This is a genomic window from Pseudomonas sp. 58 R 3, assembly GCF_900006605.1.
Lineage (GTDB): Bacteria > Pseudomonadota > Gammaproteobacteria > Pseudomonadales > Pseudomonadaceae > Aquipseudomonas > Aquipseudomonas salomonii.
The window spans coordinates 83,475-102,026 of record NZ_CVTT01000008.1; the positions used below are offsets into that span (position 1 = coordinate 83,475).

Here is an 18,552-nt window from a genome sequence, read left to right on the forward strand (position 1 = left end):
TGGACGCATCGCCAAACTTTGGAGATTTAGCATGTTGAGTCATAACAATGAGGCTGTGTTTAAAGCTACCACCATCAATGTAAATGACCCGTTGATAGCTACCATCCCCCGCTGGCATTTTTCTATGTTGAACGACCAGCAACGCAATCAGGCTTTTTTTGACGCCATTGATGCAACCGACTTTACCAATAAAACCGTACTTGATATTGGTACCGGCTCCGGCCTGTTGGCGATGCTGATTGCCCGAAAGGGCGCGCGGCATGTTTACACGTGTGAACTTAACCCAGTGGTGGCTGCCAAGGCAGAGGAAATCATCCGAATAAATGGTTTGGAGCATCGCATTACCGTTATCAATAAATTGTCAACGGATATGATTCCGGGTGAAGATATTCCACGCAATATCGAGATTATGATTTCCGAAACCGTGGATTGCGGTTTTTTCGGCGAAGGTTTTGGTCACGCGCTGGTTCATGCAAAACGTGAATTGCTCAGCCCCGACGCCATTATCATTCCTGAATCGGTGAAACTGAACGCCTGCTTATTATCAAGTCAGGAAGTGGCCAACCTCAACTGTGTGTATGACGATATTTTTGGTCTCGACGTCAGTGCATTCAACAGTTTCCAAACCGCTGGTTATTTCCCAGTGCGCTTGCAGACGTGGCCGCATCGACTGGTCAGTAACACCTTGGAGTTCTACAGTGCCGACTTCAAGAACGAATTTGTTTTTGATGCCCACCAAGAGCTGACATTTACCGCCGATGCCAGTGCGCTGGCGCATGGCATTGTGTTTTGGTTTGATCTCTATCTTAAAAAAGACACGTGTTTATCCAATGATCCACATAATGTTCGTTCGCACTGGATGCAGGCCGTTCAATTATTTGACTGCCCCATTTACGTTAGAAAATCCCATGATTACCGGATCTCGTTAAACCTGAGTTGTGACGGCGTTCGGTTTGGAAAACAACTTACCACCCGGCTGTTTGAAAATATCGCCAGTTGATAGGCCGCGTCGTTTCGCAGGTGTCAAGCGACATTGGTTTTATTGAGTTAGGAGAGGGTGTATGGACACTGAACAAAAAAATCCGTTACGGCGCACCGACCACAAAAACTTTAATTTGCTCTGGTCGGGGCAGTCGCTGAGCCTGCTGGGCAATCAATTCCTGGTGATCGCTCTGCCGTTCCTGGCGGTGCAAACCGTCGGCGCATCGGCGGCGCAAGCCGTGCTTTTGCCATTTTTAATGTTTGTGCCGTTCCTGGCGCTTGGCCTGCCGGTTGGCGCCTTGATCGATAGGCTGCCCAAGCGAAAAACCATGATCCTGGCGGACCTTGTGCAAATGGTGGTCTACGCGACGGTCGCGCTCATGGCCATGGGTGGCCTGCTGACATTCCCGATGCTGATGGGCCTGATCCTGATTGCCGGCATTGCAACGGTGTTCTTTCAGGTCGCGTACAACTCGTTCTTGCCGGAAATCTATTGCGCTGCATCCGACTTGCAGAAAGGCAATGCCAAATTGTTTTTCTCCGAGTCGATTGCCCGCACCTTGGGGCCAATAGGCGCTGGCCCGTTGATCACGGTATTCGGCCCGCCAATGGCGATTCTTCTTAACGGCTGCTCGTTCCTGATGTCGATCCTTACCTTGGGTGTTATCCGCGATACGGCCGTGGCACCCGCGCAGACTCATGTCCCCGCAGTGCGCACCTCCATCATGGCGGATATAAAAACCGGCCTGAAGTTCGTGTTTTCGCACCCCAAGCTCGAACCGGTGTTTTTATGCGGTGCCGTGTATGTGCTGTTTTTGACGGTTATCGAGACCAGCCTGGTGCTGTATTGCAAGGACATCCTGCTGCTGGCGCCCAACGTGATTGGCCTGGTCATTGGTGCAGCAGCTATTGGTTTTCCGATCGCCAACCTGATTGCCGCGCGGTTGCTCAGCCAATTGGGCATGGCGCGCACCCTGGTGATTGCCGCCGCTACGTCGGTCAGCGGGTTGTTTCTGATTGCCGTTTTTGGTGCCTCCGGATCGATCGCCGGCCTGATCGCCGCCAGCGTATTGCACGGGTTGGGGGAGGGGGTGTTCGGCCCCACGTCCCTGACCCTGAGGCAGACCGACACGCCGTTGTCCCTGCTCGGCCGCGTCAACTCAGTGCAGCGCTTCATGATCTGGGGCGCAATTCCCCTGGGCAGCGTGATGACCTCATTGATCATTAAATACGTCGGGCTCGAGTGGACACTCTGGGTGGGCGGCGTGGGTACCGCGCTATGTCTGTTACCGCTTATTCGCCGCGGAATACTGGCGGATCTGCGTGAACCCAATATTCCCTTTAGTACAGACTCTTCCCACAGCTGACAGGAGCCATTGCGATGACTTACGCACCGGGTATCGAAGAATTCGTTGATCGTTGTAACGCGGTAATGCCTGCTGATTTCTTCACCTATGCGATGGAGGAGCAGCGCCGTCTGTACCAGAGCCTTGTGGTCGAGTTTCCCTATGAGCTGCCGCTGGATGTGCGCTGGGCGGAACATAACGTCACCCATGGCGATGCGCACCTTCGGTTCAGGCTCTACGAACCGTCGCGGGCGGGGAGCGACGGTCTGGTTATTTATATTCGCGGCGGCGGGTTTGTCATGGGGTCCCTCGACACTCATCATTCTGTCGCGGCGGAAATCGCTTCGAAGTCTCGTATCAACGTCATGGCCGTGGACTTCCGGCTGGCACCGGAACACCCATTCCCGGTGGCGCTGGAAGACTGTTACACCGCACTGCTCTACGCCCACGCACACGCGGATACTCTGGGTATCGACCCACACCGGATCATCCTGGCAGGCGACAGTTCAGGCGCCAATATGGCGGTGGTGGTTGCCATGATGGCGCGTGACCGCAATGGCCCCGCGGTTGCCGGCCAGGCCCTGATAAGCCCGGTCTTGGATTTCACCCGCTGGCGCAACGGCGGTGCTGATGCGCCACTGCTGACCGGCGGCGAGATGGAGTTTTATACGGCCTGTTATACCCCGGACCCTTCGACCACCGCGCACCCTTACGTCTCGCCCCTGGTTGCGGGTGATTTCAGCGGTTTGCCCAAGGCCTATGTAATGGGCGCGGAGAAAGATTCACTGGCGATTGATGCGCAGCTTTACGCGCAAGCACTGCAGCGCCAAGGCATCGACGTGGAATTGGTCATCGAGCCCGGCATGGTCCACGCCGCCATCCGCGCCCGCTCCCTCAGCCCTACGGTGGAAGATGCATGGACGCGTTACTGCAGCAAGATCAGCGAAATGACGAGGGCCGTATCATGACGCGGGCCATCGAGCGTTACGCGGTGATTGTCGATCCGTATTCATCCGGCAATCAGTTCGCCAAAGAGTTTGCGCGTGAGGGTGTCAGGCTGGTTGCGGTACTGTCGTGCGCCGAACCGCCAGAGGTGTATGCCGCGTCGTATCGACCTCAGGATTTTTTCAAGGTGTATGTAGCGCCTGCCGCCGATTTGAAGGCGTTGGCGGACGAGCTACGCGATTACTCGCCGATTTGCGTGTTAACAGGTTGCGAGTCCGGGGTGGAGCTTGCTGAACGCCTCGCACCCATGCTGCTGCCCCAGGCTGCCAATGCGCCGGGGCTTGCCCTCGCACGGCGCGACAAGGGCCTTATGGCCGCTGCGGCGTCCGCGGCGGGCGTACCCATGATGAAGCAGATATGCACCAATGACTTTGCGAGCGTGGAACGTTGGCGCGTGGACAATGGCTTGGCTCATCGGCACCTGGTGGTCAAGCCACCCAAAAGCGCGAGCACCGATGGCGTCAGCAAGGTCAGCCCCGATGAAAGCTTGCAGGTGGCGTTCACGCGGCTGCTCGATAAGCCCAACCGCCTGGGCATTATCAACGACAGGGTGCTGGTTCAGGAGTACCTTGCCGGCACCGAGTACGTCGTCGATACCTTCAGTTACGCAGGGGTTCACACGCTGTGCAGCGTATGCAAATACACCAAGTTGGCCAACGCTAATGGCATGGCCATCTATGACCGGATGGAATGGGTCAGCCACGACGACCCGATCATTCAAACCCTGGCCGACTATGCCGAGCGGGTGCTCGATGCGCTGGGCATTGCCTGGGGTAACTCCCATATCGAAATCATGCAGACGACAGATGGCCCACGGTTGATCGAATTGGGCGCCAGGCCCCATGGTGGCGGTCACCCGGCGCTGTGCGTCATCGCCACCGGCGACAGCCAGGTTCATCGGGCAGTGAGGTACTTTACCCAAGGCGTCACACCGCCCAAGCGCTTCACCCTGCTTAAGCATATGAACGTGGTTTTTTTCCGGGCACTGGCGCCTTGCATCGCGCGCAATCTTGAAAAACTGCACGCCCTTGGCGCACTGCGCAGTTATGTTGATGCGAGCATTCAGGTCAAGGAAGGTCAGGCTGTGCCGGCCACGCGCGATCTGTTCGCAACCCTGGCACTGGGCTTTGTGGTACTGGCTAATGACGACCCGCAGCAACTTGCCAAGGATGTGGAGGCTGTACGGCAGGCCGAAGCCGAGGTTTTTCAACAGGATATGCAGGGGGTTGCATGACGGCTTCATCGGTACAACACGCGCCCGGCGCGTTCCATGAGGTGCGCGGTAAACGCCTTTGGGTCGAGCAGGCGGGGAACGGGCAACCGTTGATGTTGCTCTCCGGGCTGGGGCCGGCCGGCTCTCACGCCCTGTTTCATCCGCACTTTGACGCCCTGCATGCCGATTTTCGGGTCATCTATGTCGACCTGTATGGCCGTGGGCGCTCCGATAAACCGGACGATCTGGACGCTATCAGCTTCGCGCAGGATGTACTCGATATAACGGTATTGATCAGCCAACTTTGCCCTGAGGGTACTCACCTGTTCGGCTTTTCTTATGGGGGCCTGATCAGCCTGCAGGTGGCATTGGACCAGCCCGACCTGGTGCGATCCGTGCTGCTTTGCAACTCTCTGCATAGCCCGCAGATGTGGCAGCAGAACCATGAAAATATCAATCAGGTCATTGCCACCCAGTTGCCCCATGTATGGGAGCAGATAAGCCAATTGCACGCGGAAGGCGAAGTGTCCACCTCGCCGCGCATGCAAGCGCTGTTCGGCCAGGCGGCCACCCTTGTCAGGTTCTATGACCCGGCTAACGCGGGCAAATTGTTCAGTGAGCCAGGCTCACGCAATACCGAGCTTTATCCGCTGTTTTGCGGTGCCGATGTTGATTTCACCATTGGCGGGCAATTGCTGCAGATCCCGGATTTCAGGCCGTTGCTCGACCACTTGGTGCCGCCGACCAAGGTATTGGCCGGACGTTTTGACCGTGCCTTATATCCGGCGCTTCAACTCGGGTTCCAGCGCGCACGCGTCGAACTGGCATTCCTGGAACGCAGTGGTTCGTTCGGCTTTATTGAGGACAATGAAGAAGTGTTAGGGCACATCAGGGCGCATTGCCGATGAGCCGCCTGGGTTTGCTGCATGAAAGGTTGCCCCATGCATGTGCTTGAACAGGGTCCAGGGGTGCATTCATACCGTGCAGTCGCTGTAACGCGGGCCGGCGCACGCGTGGCGGTGTTGCATTTGGAGCCCGCAGGTCTGACCGCACTTCGCTACCGTGCCGGGCAGTACGTCACTGTCGAACTGAACGACGGGACGCTCCGGGCATATTCTCCCGCCACTGGCATGCAGGCTGATGGCCGGTTGGAACTGCATGTGCAGTTGCACACGGGGGGGCGGTTTTCGCAGCGTGTTAAGCAAGGAGCCCAGGCGTTGGGCCTGTTGAAGGTGCGTGGCCCGTTCGGTCAGTGCGTCTGGCCAGGTTCATTTGATCAGACGGGGCAGGCAATCCTGCTGGCGACCGGCACGGGTATAGCGCCCATCAGAGCATTGGTCACGGATGCCCTGATAGCCGGTAAGGGCAAGGATATTCGTGTGTATTGGGGGGTTCCATCGCGCGACGATCTTTATCTGCATGACGAATTCGCCGCGCTCGAGCAGCGGTATTCACAGTTTCACTTTGTTCCGGTGCTTAGCCGCGAAATCCCCGGCGACAAGCGTTATGTGCAGCACATAGCTTCAGCGCAGCACACTTCTCTGGCCCATGCCTGGGTAGTTGCCTGCGGCAAACCGGAAATGGTTAGCGCCGCCGCGAAGCTGCTTGGCGAGCGCAACGGTCTGCCGGCATCGCAGTTCTACGCCGACCCATTCAGCGCGTCGAATACGCTGCCGCATGCCGCCGCCGGTGCCTCGAAAGCGGCTGACATCCCCACACTGACAGTCAACGTGACACGTCCAGACAGCCGATTTTCGGAGCCTGTGCAGGTCCGCGCCGATGGAACTCTGATGCGGGCATTGCGCGACGTCCAGTTGGTCGAGGGCGTCTGCAATGGCCAACAGTCATGTGGCACCTGCCGGCTGAGGCTGCCTAAAACGTGGTTTGAGGCGCTGCCCCAGGCCACGCGTTCCGAAGCCCGACTTCTGCGGGCTTTACCAGGTGCAGGCCCCCACGACCGTCTTGCCTGTCAGATCGCCCTGAGCCCTGACTTGGAAGGTCTGCAGGTTTTACTCACCGAAAGTCCACGACTCACTCTTAAAGCGGGAGAATACCCATGTTGAACTTAGCTGATCGTGACGCTCTGGAGGCCGTCGGCCAACACTACAATGTGAGCACCATGATGAAAGTGCGGCAGATGACCCGGAACGCAATCTTGGACATCGCTCGTCAAATCGGACCAGGCATGGTCGAAGAGGATGCGCTGGAACTGGCCAAGGATGTGCTGGCCGAGCGTGAGATGCTTAAAGGGTGGCATGGTGTTTTTGTAAGGTTTGGCGCAAATACGACCAAAACCTTTGGCGCGCCTTCGCAGCCCGGTAGGGTGCTGGGTGGGGACGATATTTTCTTCATCGATATCGGCCCGACTTGGCAAGAGTGGGAGGGCGACGGCGGTCAGACGTTTGTAACAGGCGACGACTCGGAAAAGGCGCGCTGCGCGGCTGATTCGAAAGCGATTTTCCATGAAGTACGCAGCCATTGGCTCAACACCGGAGCCACGGGCAAAGCGCTTTATCAGTTTGCGGTCGATGCCACTGAACGTCGCGGCTGGCTGCTGAACCTGGACCTGAATGGCCACAGGCTTTCAGATTTCCCTCACTCTGCGGCCTACGGCGGCGCAATGTCCGACATTGAGTTCACCCCAAGCAGTCAGCTATGGGTATTGGAAATTCATATCCGCAACCAGGAAAACACCTTTGGCGCGTTTTTTGAAGACATGCTGCTTGAAGATGAGTATTTCGACGATTTTTGACCAAGCTTGCTGTCTTGATGAAAAGCAGATGGTCGTTCCCTGATAAATCCGCCCCCTTTGCTCCTTCAGATAGGGCTCCTTTGCATTCATCTATGCAATACCGGCACGCAGACGGGGCGGGAGCGCATCGGTTTAAAGAAAGGAATCAATGCAATTGGTCGTCTATCCTGTGGTTCGGTGCGGCATGCGTGAGGACGTGTGAGTGTCAGCAATTGGCCAAAAAAAGCAGGCATCATGCCGACATCCTGCGCCCGTACGCATAATCGACAACAACCCCTACGCGAGCGCATATGGCCCTGAAAGCCGTGTGTTTGCTGGATTCCAGGCACAAAAAAAGACGTCCGTGGACGTCTTTAGATGATGAAGTGGTGGGCTGGGGTAATCTGAGTCGGTCTTTTATGCTATTGATTAATAGTATCAATAGTCGTTTTGTATTTTGGTTGGAATACCGATTGGAATACCTCACAAAATGGCATTCCATTGACCCCCTCCCTGCTTTTAATCGATCTGACAACCTTGCTTCGCGCGGTGATCTACTCGGCTTTCCTCTAGTTCATTCACATCGCCATCCGTAACTTTGCAAACCGGCGTTGCCTGAGGGGAGCGATACGGACTTTTTCAATTCCTGTTACAGACGTTCTGCGGCCGTGATGTGCTTGAAGCTGTTTGCTTTGCAGAAGATGTCGCCATTAACCGATGTCTCGCAAAGTGCCGGTGTATAGTTGATAGATATCGGGTAGCACTGGCGGCGCCACCATCAGGCACGCTCGCCATCAGTCAACGCTATCGTCAGCTACGTGGGGTTTGTAGTGCGTGGTAACCATAGTCGGCCCGCGCCTGGCGCAAAGGCACTCCCGCCTCGATAGCCGCACGGATATGCTCTTCGGCTTGGTGGACTTCTTCGGCTACCGCCAGCACTTCGATCAGTGAACCGGCTGGAATCACTACGAGGCCATCACCGTCGCCGCGCAACCAATCATCGGGCTGTACCCGCACGCCGCCCAGCGTCACGGGCGCCTGGATCGCTTCGACACGCACACGATCCTTGCCGGTGCGCATCCAGTTACCTCGGGAAAAGATCGGGTAGTTGAGTTCCAGCGCACGGTCGACATCGCGGCAGATACCGTCAATCACCGTCCCGGCCAACTGCTTACGGGCGGCGGTAGAGGTCAACAAGTCGCCCCACACTGTAGTGTCGAGCCGCGCTTGGTTGTCGATCACCACCACTTGGCCGGCCTCAAGGTCGTCGATGTAATCTCCCACCGAGCCGCCGTCCAGGCCAATAGGGCCGTAGCGCAGGGTCCATGCTTTGCCTGTGAGATTGAACGTGCGATCCAGGGGCATGATGTCGGTGCACTGGCAAACGATTTTCAGGCGGTCCATCGCGTCGCTGAGGTCGGTGCAACTCAGGGCGTTGATACGGGTAAAAATAGAGGTTTGCATGATATGGCCTTCCTTGTGTCCGGTCGGTTAACGCACGATGGCGGCGTTACTGAATGCATGGATCTTGTCGACGATCTGGCGCGATGCCGACCTGATTGCCGTGGTGGTATTGCCGGCAATATGCGGCGTCAATTGCGCGCGGGAAATGCCGGTCAGTGGAGAGTCGAACCGGTCCTTTTCCAGGGCAAAGGTATCGATGGCGACCGCCTTGATATGCTTGGGAAACTGGCGCATGAAGGCTGCCAGTTGCTGTTCGTCAACGATCCCGCCGCGTGCGGTATTGATCAGGATTGAACCTTGGCGCATCTGCCGGAACTCGGCAGTGCCGAACAAGCCTCGGGTCAGCGTGGTTAGCGGGACGTGGATCGAAACGATGTGCGCCTCGGCCAGTAACTGCGCCAGGTTTGCTCGTCGTTCAAGCTCAAGGCTGCGCGCCACCGGTTCGGTGAAACGCTCCGACCCGGTGGCGATCACCTTGATGCCCAACACCGTAGCCTTGCGTGCTACCTGCCGGGCAATGCTGCCGGTGCCCACCAGCCCAAGCGTGAGTTCGGCGTATTCGGAGGTAGGTGCCAAGGCGCCTTTTGCCCAATGGCCGTTGTGGGTTTCGGCGTTGTAGTAATCCAAATCGCGAGACAGAAACAGCACCTGGGCCACGACGTATTCGGCAACAGCGGCCGCGTTGGAACCCGGCGTGTTGAGTATCGCCACGCCACACTGCTCGCACTCTAGTCGATCAATATGGTTAACCCCGGTGCCTGCCTGGGCAATGGCGCGCAGTGGTGTAGACAGCGCGGGTGAGGTGGCTGCGCGAATCAGGCTAGCGCCGAAGGGGATATTCAGGCGTGTCTTGAATACGCTATAACCCCCGGCCTGATTCACGGCAGCAATAAAGTCAGGCTCGTCGTGGCAGTTAATCTCGGCATACTGAATGCGCGTGGTGTAATGCTGCCGGATGCGGTCCTTGTCCGCGAAATAGTGCAGATTGAGGGTAACGGCCAGGCCCAGGTTAAGGAAGCGATCGACTTCTTCAAACAGCAACGGTGGCCCGGGGGCGTCGAGTATCAGGGTAGTAAACGCCATACAGTTGATCCTCTTGGAGGGTAGCGCCTGCCGATACCCAGGTTGCCCTGGGTATCGGGACTGATCACCAAGTGAAATGTTGGGCGCTGGTGGGATCGACCAGACCTGCATCGGTACTGGCGGCCGCGAGGAACCCGCTGTAGAAATCATTCAGCGACGAAGACTGGATGAACTCGGGATTGCTTTTGGCGTAGATAAGAAACAACCGATAGATTCTCAGGTTCTTTTCTTTGCGGTAGACCTCTGCCTTGAGGCTAGGCCACGGGTTGAGCAAGCTGCTTTCCTTGATTTTCCATGGATCCACCCACTCGGTGCCGGTAATGGCTCTGTACACGAAGCGCTTACCTTCAATCACTTCCAGGTGCAGGCTGGCCAGCAGCTGTTCTGCCGTTCCGACTGCTTCAGTCTTCAAGGCTTCAGCCAGCGCCAGGATGTTGGTCTTCTCCGGGATGCTGCCGGTCAAGGTCAGCCAGGCGCATTTCAGGTCGGTTCGCGCGATGGCATAGGCCATACCTTTGACGTAGGTATGAAAACTCTCATCCTCGTTAAACGCCGTCGACAATTGCGCTGCCGGCTCTCGCGAAAACTGCCCGACGCCGATCAGTTCGCTGTGTAACCCACCGGCCAACAGCGCACGGGTCCAGGGAATCGCACGAATGGCATCTGGCCGGGACTCGAAAACCTTGATGTTAAAGATGCGAGAAGGCGGCCTGGTGCCCTTGGCGGTGGCCCTGACCACATCGAATCGCGCCAGGTCCCGCAGCAGGGAAGGCAGGGCTGGATGCTCGAAGAATGTCGCCTGGTAGCGGCGCACCACCTCAGCCCAGCGTTGAATCCTGCCCGTAACGACCTCCTCGGACGGTTGCGGCTGGGGCTCGGCGTGCATGCGGTACAACTGGCTGAGGAAGTTGACGGACTGGTTGCGGGTAAGCGGATTAGCGCGCATCTCCGCGCACCCGGCCAGCATGAAGCGGGTTTCCGGACCCTCCAGCGCACCGAACTCCTGCAAGGTCTCGGCGATCACTCCGTTACACCGTGCGTGTTCCCCGCCCATGATTACGTGGACAACCACCTCGACACCGTAGCGGGCCGCGATCCGCTTGTGCTGGTTGGCAATAGCCATGTTCAGTTTGTGCATGGCCTTGCCGCCTTGTTTGCCGGTGTCGCTTGGGCCAAACGTGATGTATTGGCGGTTGCCTCGCGTTGCCAGGTGCTGGCGGTACCACGGGTTTTCGTACACCTCATGCACCGTCGCCAGCGTGCGCTCGGCACCCGCAAGGTCTTCGGGTTGCAGGGCGATGTCGATTCCGTCCCGCACCTGGGCCGCCTTCATCAGGAACAGCACCTCCAGCGTGCTGAGGGCCGAGGTGTATTCGGCGATCCCGTGGATTTTCATGCGGTCGCGATACCGATCGATCATTTCAAACCGCTCGAGCGCATTGCGCGCATCGTGCATGCGGATGTAGCTCGGGTCCTGCTCCATCAGCGCGATGTAATCCTGGCCGGCGTATTGCTCGGCTTTCTTGGTGTAAATCAACGCGGTGCGTTGCAGATAGTCTTGCCACAGGGCAGCGGGAGCCTGGGACTCGTCGCCTTCCAGCGCGACCTCAAGCGCGGCCAGGCGCGCACGCTCATCCAGCTCATGATAGTGCCGGCTCTGGCCCAGGCCGATGGTTTCCAGCCACTGACTGGAAAGAATCTCATCGACCACGCTGCTGAACATCTCAGCGTTTTCACGAAACTCGATATCCAGGTAGTGAAAGCCAAACGCATGCACCCGCAGCAATAAGCGGTCAATGGCGGCCGGCTGAGTGAAACGTATGCTACCCAGCGCTTCGATCAGCTCGGCGGGCTGCTCGAAATGCTCGGGATGATCCTTGTCCAGGCGTGCGCGAATCTCTTCCAGGCGATGCCGTGCACCGCCGTCCTTGATCAGGCTGTCGATATCAGTGATGTAGCGATTGCGCAGCGCGGTTTCCAGCGCCACGACCAGGGTTTCGGTGTGCTGGTTGGTGTCATAGGGGCGGCCATCTTTGTCGCCGTATAACCAGGTAAACAAGGTCAGCCATTTTTCCTGCGGCGCCAGGCCCAGGGCGTGATGCACGTCGGGTAACGCGTCATACACACTGTCGGCGTAAAAAATCTGCGACTCGATATCGGTGCCATTACTGCCCGACCACACGGCGTTGTACAACTCCAGCAGGAGCTGCGCAGTGGCCTGGGGTTTTTTCATGCCACGGTCTTCGACGTGTTGCGCCAGTTTCTGCAAGACCAGCACGACGGAATGCTTGAGCTGGTCGGTTTCTTTGCACAGCAGCCCCAGGCTGATATTTACCCCCGACGGCGCTGCAATCAACTGCGAGTCGAGCGTGAGCAACTGACGGGGCAGGCTGGCTTGCGAAGCGATCTGGGTCGCCACACTCCTAACCGACAATTCGAACAGCAGTTGCTTGATCAGCAACAGCTTCCAGAAAGCCTCGACGTCTTTGCTGGAGCGGGATTCGAAAAACGCCTTGCCCAGAGCCGCCGCCAGTTTCGAATCAGCCTTGTCCAGATACGACAACGTATCGATTTCGGCGTAGATCCTCAGGCAGGCGCGAGTGTGCGGGGTTTGCGAAGCATCATCCATGTTTGCCTTGAGTGCGTGCTCCAATGCTCGCCATAGAACGTCATGCAGTAACGCGGGGTTGGTATGGCCGATTGAGGGGCGAGTTGACGTGTTTTCCAGTATGGAGTTGATCACATGATTCATGGGTTCAAGCCTCGATAATTGTACAAATCCCTTGTTTGCATTGCGCCAAACAGACACAAGCAAAATCATCAATGTCCCAGGCTTAACCCACTGCGTCAGAACGAACGGAACTCACCTGTTCGCCGACAGAAAGCCCTTGTCGGTACCGAAAAGCGGCAATAAATTCGAAACAACTCGTTACATCTGTTAGCAATAAAGCACGCCCCCGTTTTTTCGACAAAAGACCTTTTTGGAATAAATGGCCTCGAAAAAATGATAGGGAGCTATTCAATATAGTTGGATGAAGTTCTAATTTCGAACGCCGATATTTTCTTAAGCTTCTGTTTTTCTAGGAGAAAAAAGCTGAAAGAAAAAAAGCCAGAAAAGCGTTGGTGGAGCGGGGAGGTAGTTTTCTAGATGAATATGAAAAAAGTTTCACGATGCTAACAGCCGCTCCCCGTTCCCATAGAAGAGCCTTATATGATCCAAATAAGACTATCGGAGGTTAAATACGCCAGTTGGCGCTGGAAAGCTCGTCTCGGCGGCTCCCTTGATGGTGAACGACAAGCTATTTCAGCGGTGGGGTGATCACGTGCGAAAATCGCAGTCGTTGTTGGCTGATAGATCATTCAAGCGTGAGTCCCTGAGTATGGGAATGCAGAGCCTTCCCATACTCAGGGACTTTGACTAAGGAGCACAGGCGTGCGGGAGGTTTTGCGATAGTCGTGAATCCTGTCCCCATACTGCACCATACGGTTACACGGTTTTTCGCCGGTGCCACCAGCTCTAGGATGCTCAGCGTATCGGTACGACGTTGAAGTCTCTGGTGTAATTGATCGCGGTTGCCGAAAGGCTGCCGGTGGCCGCCTTCTGGAGATGTTCACTCCACCAAGCCATCATCGGACGCCGGCGTTCGATGATGGCTTGGTGGTAGGCGCTTCGAACTTCGTCCTTGTCGACATGCGCCAGCGCGACTTCGATTAGCTCCGGATCCCATCCATGCTCATTCAGGATTGTGCTGGCCATGGAGCGCATGCCGTGGCTGACTAAGCGGTCCTGAAAGCCCATTCGTTTCAATGCCATGTTGGCTGTCTGGCTATTCGCGTGGGTGCGCGGATTTCTATCTGACGGGAACACATATTCCCTGTGGCCGCTATGTGGCTTAAGCGTCTCCAATAACGAGAGTGCATGTTCGGTCAGCGGGATTGTGTGCGGACGACGCTTTTTCATTCGCTCCGGAGGGATGGTCCAGATGCGTTTGTCGAAGTCGATGTCTGCCCATCGGGTAGTCGCCGCTTCGGCAGGGCGGGTCATAGTGTGTAGCTGCCATTCGATCAGGCAGCGGGTTGGCGTTCGCGATTTCCATCATGAGCTCCGGAAGCTCATCTGGTGGTAGCGCTGCCATGTTCTCTTTCTTAGGTTTCTTGAACACCGCTCGAATGCCGCTGAGAGGGTTGGCAAAGATCATTCCGGAATTGACCCCGTAGGTCATGATCTCGTTAAGGCGCTGGCTCACTCGCTTAACTGTCTCGAGGCTGCCTTTGGCCTCAATCGGACGAAGGAGCTTGATGACCATTGGGGCGCTGACTTCCGAGAGAGGCGTTGATTTCATGCTCGGAAAAACATGCAGTGTGAGGGAGCGCCAAATGTCTTCGGCATACGCCGGCGTGGCGGAATCCTTCTTCAGCTCGAACCAGGCGGTGGCCACGTTCTCGAAGGTGTGTTCCGTTTCCGCTCGTTTGGCTTCCTGTAGCTCATTGCGCTGAGCGTTTGGGTCGACGCCCTGTGCAAGCAGCTCTCTGGCCTCAACGGTTTTCTTCCTCGCTTGCGCAAGAGAAACCTCGGGATAAGAGCCGAGTGCCATGTTGATTCGATTTTTGGTGACGGGATGCCGGTAGTTGAAACTCCACTGCATCGAGCGATTGACCCTGACTCTCAGCTGGAGCCCGTCGCCATCGGTGAGGACGTAATCCTTGTCTTTCGGTTTGACCGCCTTGAGCTGGCGGTCGGAGAGGCGGGGTGGTTTGAGCGCACATGAGAAGTACTCCATGACACCTTTTGGTATTCCCAAGATTAGCGCCGGGTAGCCGGGAATACCACTGGGAATACCAAAACGCGTGGAACTCAAAAGACCTAGAAAGCCTCCCGCAGCCCTGAAACCCCCGTATTCACTGGATTTCAGGCACAAAAAAAGACGTCCGTGGACGTCTTTAGATGATGAAGTGGTGGAGCCGGGGGGATTTGAACCCCCGTCCGCCAGTACTCCGCTGTCGGTACTACATGCGTAGCCGTTTCTATTAAGTTAACCCTCAGCGACCCGAAGGGCAGGGTGCTTTGGGCGAGTTGTGTAAGTTTTAGCCGCTTCGTCCACAACGTACTGCACGGCGATTCTGTTCTATATGACAATCACTTTGGGTTTACAGACATCCCCTGGTGATTGCTGGACCCGAAGGTACCAGAAGCTCAGGGCTAAGGCTGCTTACGCAGCGAGAGCGAATTCCTGGCCGTAGTTTTCGTCATTGGCAACTATAAGAAGTTGCAACAGTGGATTTACGAGTTCTGTTACCAACTCGGCATGCACCTAAAGTTTCGCGACCGGCGTCGAATCCTAAACGGCCCCGTGCTTGTAACTCGTTGTTTCTTAGTGAGTGACAAGCCTGTGCAGTGTACGCCAAACCGTCACGGAAGGCCAACCCGAAGGTTGGCCCTCAGCGAGTGAGCCGCTTATTGGCCGCCTTTGTCGCCGTTCTGCAGATCTTGCAGGGCCTTGGAGGTGATCTCGATGCACTTCTTGTCATCGCCAGCGGCGTGCGCGGCTCTGGCCTGGGACACGGCGGTGTCGATTTCGCCTTTTTTGCCACTGGTGTCGGTGGCGAGCAGGGCTTGGCCGTTGTTGATTTTATCCAGGTTGATTTTGCACAGGTCCGGCTCGCCGGCAGCAAAAACAGGCGAGGCCAACATCGCGGCGGTTATGAACACGCCAGCAAGAGCAGTACGCTTCATGGGGTATCTCCTTGAGCAAATAAGGCTCGATGCTGCGCCGAGGCGGGGCAGCCAGCGAGGTCACGGGTGAGCCTCGTGCGCCGAGGCCTATTCAAATGACTGCGCCGGCACGCAGGGGTTCTGTTTTATTTGCAGGTTTCATGGGCGCGGGCCTGCGTGACGCGGTCCACGAGGTACACCAGGCCGTGGTAATCAATGCCGCCATGCTGGCTCAGGCCGATCTCGCAGGTGCGGCTCGTGGAAATGCCTTCGCTGCAATGTTGCACCGCGTCCTTGAGCGAGCGCAGTGAGTGGGCGTTGAGTTCCGGGGTGGTGAAGCCTTTGTCGCCGGCGAAGCCACAGCAGTGAATGCCTTCCGGGATCACCACGGTGGTGGAGCAGCGCCGCGCAAGGTCGATCAAGGCCTGGCTTTCGCCCAGGTGCTGGGTGCTGCAGGTGACGTGCACGGCGATCGGGGCTTGCTGTGGGGTGAAGTCGAGGCGGTCCATCAGGTGGGTGCGGATAAAGCGCACCGGGTCGTAGAGGTCCAGGCGGGTTTCGCCGAGGTCTTGCACCAGCCGCAGGGTGCAGGGGCTGGTGTCGCAGTAGATCGGGTCGAGGCCGCCACGGCTGGCGTGGAGCAGGGCGCCGATCAGTTCCTGGCGCTTGTGTTCGGCTTGTTCGGCGTAGCCTTTGGAGGCGAATGGCTGGCCGCAGCACAGGCTGTCCTGGTTGTCGGGGAACACGACTTGGTAACCGGCTTTTTCCAGCAGGCCGCGGGTTTTGTCGTACAGCGACATTTGCTCTTTATCGTCGGCTGATGGGCCCATCGCGCGTGAGACGCAGGCGGCCAGGTAAACCACGCGCGGGCGCTCGTCATTCACTGCCGGGCTGAAGCGGATGGCTTTTTCCGGCTGCGGCATGGCGTTGGTCCACTGCGGAATCTGCCCTTTGGACAGCTGCGTGATTTTGGCCGAGAGCTTCGCCAGGCGGGGCGCGCCCAGCAGCATGCGCGCGCCATTGGCCACATGCAGGGTAAAGCGCGCACCTTGCATGGCCGTGGCGAAATGGCTGGCCAGCCAGTCGGCGGTTTTCGTACGGTCGGCATCGCGGGTGCGCAGTTTTTTCACCAGGTCGCCGGTATTGATTCCCACCGGGCAGCGTTGCGCGCACAAGCCGGTGGCGGCGCAGGTGTCGATGCCTTGGTAGTGGTAGGCGGCTTCCAGTTCGGTGGTGTCGACGCCTGCGCGTCTCTTCGCCTGGATATCGCGCCAGATCACGATGCGCTGGCGCGGGCTGAGTGTCAGGCCTTTGGAAGGGCACACTGGTTCACAAAAACCACACTCGATGCACTTATCCACAAGCTCGTCGGCGGCGGGCAGTGGCTTAAGGTGCTTGAGGTGGATTTGCGGGTCTTCGCTCAGCACCACGTCAGGGTTAAGAATGCCGTTGGGGTCGAGCAGGCGTTTGAGCTGCCACATCAACTGGTAGGCATCGCTGCCCCATTCCAGCTCGACGAAGGGCGCCATATTGCGGCCGGTGCCGTGTTCGGCTTTCAGCGAACCGCCGAATTCCACCGCCACAAGCTGTGCGACGTCGTCCATGAACGCCTGGTAGCGTGCGACTTCTTCCGCGCTGTTGAAGCCTTGGGTGAACACAAAGTGCAGATTGCCTTCCAGGGCGTGTCCGAAAAGGATGGCTTCGTCGTAGTGATGTTTGTCGAACAGCTCGATCAAGCGGTTTACACCGATAGCCAGTTGCTCGACCGGGAAGGTCACGTCTTCGATGATCACCGTGGTGCCGGTTTTACGCACGGCGCCGACGGCTGGGAAAGTGTCTTTGCGGATGGCCCACAGGCGGGCGTTTTCCAGCGGGTCCTGGGTGAAGTCGACCTGTTCTTCCACCGGGAAAGCGGCCAGGGAGGCCATGATCAGCGCCAGTTGTTCCTGCAGCAGTGATGGCGACGCGGCCCGCGATTCGATCAATAGCGCGCAGGCGTTTTCCGATAACTGTTGTACGAAAGCCGGCATGCCCGGTTTGTCCTGCACCGAGCGCATGCTGCGCCGGTCCAGCAGTTCAACGGCGGAGACAGGTTGGGTTTTGAGCACCGTTACGGCATTGCAGCAGGTTTCCACATCCGGGAACACAATCAGCGCTGAGGCCTTGTTCGGGTGGTCGATCACGGTGTCGTAGGTGACTGCGCTGATAAAACCGAGGGTGCCTTCGGAGCCCACCAGCAAATGGCTGAGGATATCCAGGGGTTCATCGAAATCCACCAAGGCGTTGAGTGACAGGCCGGTGGTGTTTTTCAGACGGTATTTGTGGCGGATTTTTGCAGCCAGTTCGACGTTTGCCCGCGTCTCCCGGCCCAGCGTGGCCAGGCGCTCCAGCAGTTCGCCATGCTGTTGGCGAAAGGCACTGACACTGGCCGCGTCCTCGGTATCCAGGCGGCTGCCATCAGCCAGCACCAGGCGGATGCCGGCCAGGGTGTGATAGGTGTTTTGCGCGGTGCCGCAGCACATGCCGCTGGCATTGTTGGCGACGATGCCGCCGATCTTGCAGGCGTTGATCGAGGCCGGGTCCGGGCCGATCTTGCGCCCGAACGGCGCCAGCCACGCATTGGCCTGGGCGCCGATCACGCCGGGTTGCAGGCGAATCTGTGTGCCTTGGCCACGAATTTCGCGGCCGTTCCAATTGTCACCCAGCACGATCAGCACCGAGTCGCTGATGGCCTGGCCGGACAAGCTGGTGCCGGCTGCGCGGAAGGTCACGGGGATGCGGTCGCGCTGGGCCAGATGCAGCAGCGCCACGACTTCGTCTTCCGACTCCACGCGAACCACCAGCTGTGGGATCAGTCGGTAAAAGCTGGCGTCAGTGCCGAAGGCGAGGGTGGAAAGAGGGTCGTCGAAGCGACGATCTTTCGGGATCAGTTGTGCGACGTCGCTCAGGAAAGCAGCAGGCAGGCTCATCGGTCCTCCAGAAATAGCTGACGCCGGAACCGTTGTCCGGCGTCGAT

General features: G+C 57.6%; 12 protein-coding genes, 1 other RNA gene and 1 pseudogene. 7 read left to right on the forward strand and 7 right to left on the reverse strand.

Going from position 1 to position 18,552, the window contains the following annotated elements; translation table 11 throughout:
• Positions 1–31: 31 nt before the first annotated feature.
• The 7 genes from BFP92_RS00615 to BFP92_RS00645 all read left to right on the forward strand — a co-directional run bounded on the left by BFP92_RS00615 (position 32) and on the right by BFP92_RS00645 (position 7,297).
• Entirely contained in the window at positions 32–1,000 is a 969-nt protein-coding gene (locus tag BFP92_RS00615; protein ID WP_065911163.1) for a class I SAM-dependent methyltransferase, read from the forward strand.
• Between the two features lie 61 nt (positions 1,001–1,061).
• Entirely contained in the window at positions 1,062–2,348 is a 1,287-nt protein-coding gene (locus tag BFP92_RS00620; RefSeq protein ID WP_065911164.1) for an MFS transporter, read from the forward strand.
• A gap of 14 nt (positions 2,349–2,362) precedes the next feature.
• Positions 2,363–3,295: an alpha/beta hydrolase gene (locus BFP92_RS00625; protein WP_065911165.1), complete on the forward strand. Its 933-nt coding sequence runs from the start codon at positions 2,363–2,365 to the stop codon at positions 3,293–3,295.
• Positions 3,244–4,566 carry an ATP-grasp domain-containing protein gene (locus tag BFP92_RS00630; RefSeq protein ID WP_239694222.1) on the forward strand — a complete coding sequence of 441 codons (1,323 nt, stop codon included), beginning with the start codon at positions 3,244–3,246 and terminating at the stop codon, positions 4,564–4,566. Before BFP92_RS00625 ends, BFP92_RS00630 begins: the two co-directional genes overlap by 52 nt.
• The gene (locus BFP92_RS00635; RefSeq protein WP_239694223.1) at positions 4,563–5,453 is read left to right on the forward strand and encodes an alpha/beta fold hydrolase; all 891 of its coding nucleotides are present in this window, start codon (positions 4,563–4,565) and stop codon (positions 5,451–5,453) included. Before BFP92_RS00630 ends, BFP92_RS00635 begins: the two co-directional genes overlap by 4 nt.
• 33 nt (positions 5,454–5,486) lie before the next feature.
• Complete coding sequence (locus tag BFP92_RS00640; protein ID WP_065911167.1) at positions 5,487–6,608, forward strand: FAD-binding oxidoreductase; 1,122 nt, start codon at positions 5,487–5,489, stop codon at positions 6,606–6,608.
• On the forward strand, positions 6,602–7,297 hold the full coding sequence (locus tag BFP92_RS00645; RefSeq protein WP_065911168.1) for a M24 family metallopeptidase: 696 nt from the start codon (positions 6,602–6,604) through the stop codon (positions 7,295–7,297). The genes BFP92_RS00640 and BFP92_RS00645 overlap by 7 nt, the downstream gene beginning before the upstream one ends.
• A gap of 789 nt (positions 7,298–8,086) precedes the next feature.
• On the opposite strand, the gene BFP92_RS00650 is transcribed toward BFP92_RS00645, so the two are convergent.
• The 7 genes and pseudogenes from BFP92_RS00650 to BFP92_RS00680 form a co-directional block, all read right to left on the reverse strand.
• The gene (locus BFP92_RS00650) at positions 8,087–8,740 is read right to left on the reverse strand and encodes an RraA family protein (protein WP_065911169.1); all 654 of its coding nucleotides are present in this window, start codon (positions 8,738–8,740) and stop codon (positions 8,087–8,089) included.
• 27 nt (positions 8,741–8,767) lie between these two features.
• Positions 8,768–9,823: an NAD(P)-dependent oxidoreductase gene (locus BFP92_RS00655; protein WP_065911170.1), complete on the reverse strand. Its 1,056-nt coding sequence runs from the start codon at positions 9,821–9,823 to the stop codon at positions 8,768–8,770.
• Positions 9,824–9,887: 64 nt separating this feature from the next.
• Positions 9,888–12,575, reverse strand: coding sequence for a phosphoenolpyruvate carboxylase (locus BFP92_RS00660; RefSeq protein ID WP_065911171.1), 2,688 nt, complete (start codon positions 12,573–12,575; stop codon positions 9,888–9,890).
• 774 nt (positions 12,576–13,349) lie between these two features.
• Positions 13,350–14,604, reverse strand: a pseudogene (locus BFP92_RS00665) (integrase domain-containing protein).
• 173 nt (positions 14,605–14,777) lie between these two features.
• Positions 14,778–15,174: a transfer-messenger RNA gene (ssrA, locus tag BFP92_RS00670) on the reverse strand.
• Between the two features lie 104 nt (positions 15,175–15,278).
• Positions 15,279–15,557 carry a hypothetical protein gene (locus BFP92_RS00675; RefSeq protein WP_065911172.1) on the reverse strand — a complete coding sequence of 93 codons (279 nt, stop codon included), beginning with the start codon at positions 15,555–15,557 and terminating at the stop codon, positions 15,279–15,281.
• A 125-nt stretch (positions 15,558–15,682) separates the two neighbouring features.
• Positions 15,683–18,505, reverse strand: a complete 2,823-nt coding sequence (locus tag BFP92_RS00680) for an FAD-binding and (Fe-S)-binding domain-containing protein (RefSeq protein WP_065911173.1) — start codon at positions 18,503–18,505, stop codon at positions 15,683–15,685.
• Positions 18,506–18,552: the final 47 nt, after the last annotated feature.

Coding starts and splice junctions, on each gene's coding strand:
- BFP92_RS00675 (WP_065911172.1), bottom strand. CDS start 15,557: ATGAAGCGTACTGCTCTTGCTGGCGTGTTCATAACCGCCGCGATGTTG.
- BFP92_RS00655 (WP_065911170.1), bottom strand. CDS start 9,823: ATGGCGTTTACTACCCTGATACTCGACGCCCCCGGGCCACCGTTGCTG.
- BFP92_RS00650 (WP_065911169.1), bottom strand. CDS start 8,740: ATGCAAACCTCTATTTTTACCCGTATCAACGCCCTGAGTTGCACCGAC.
- BFP92_RS00625 (WP_065911165.1), top strand. CDS start 2,363: ATGACTTACGCACCGGGTATCGAAGAATTCGTTGATCGTTGTAACGCG.
- BFP92_RS00620 (WP_065911164.1), top strand. CDS start 1,062: ATGGACACTGAACAAAAAAATCCGTTACGGCGCACCGACCACAAAAAC.
- BFP92_RS00615 (WP_065911163.1), top strand. CDS start 32: ATGTTGAGTCATAACAATGAGGCTGTGTTTAAAGCTACCACCATCAAT.
- BFP92_RS00640 (WP_065911167.1), top strand. CDS start 5,487: ATGCATGTGCTTGAACAGGGTCCAGGGGTGCATTCATACCGTGCAGTC.
- BFP92_RS00660 (WP_065911171.1), bottom strand. CDS start 12,575: ATGAATCATGTGATCAACTCCATACTGGAAAACACGTCAACTCGCCCC.
- BFP92_RS00680 (WP_065911173.1), bottom strand. CDS start 18,505: ATGAGCCTGCCTGCTGCTTTCCTGAGCGACGTCGCACAACTGATCCCG.
- BFP92_RS00630 (WP_239694222.1), top strand. CDS start 3,244: ATGGACGCGTTACTGCAGCAAGATCAGCGAAATGACGAGGGCCGTATC.
- BFP92_RS00635 (WP_239694223.1), top strand. CDS start 4,563: ATGACGGCTTCATCGGTACAACACGCGCCCGGCGCGTTCCATGAGGTG.
- BFP92_RS00645 (WP_065911168.1), top strand. CDS start 6,602: ATGTTGAACTTAGCTGATCGTGACGCTCTGGAGGCCGTCGGCCAACAC.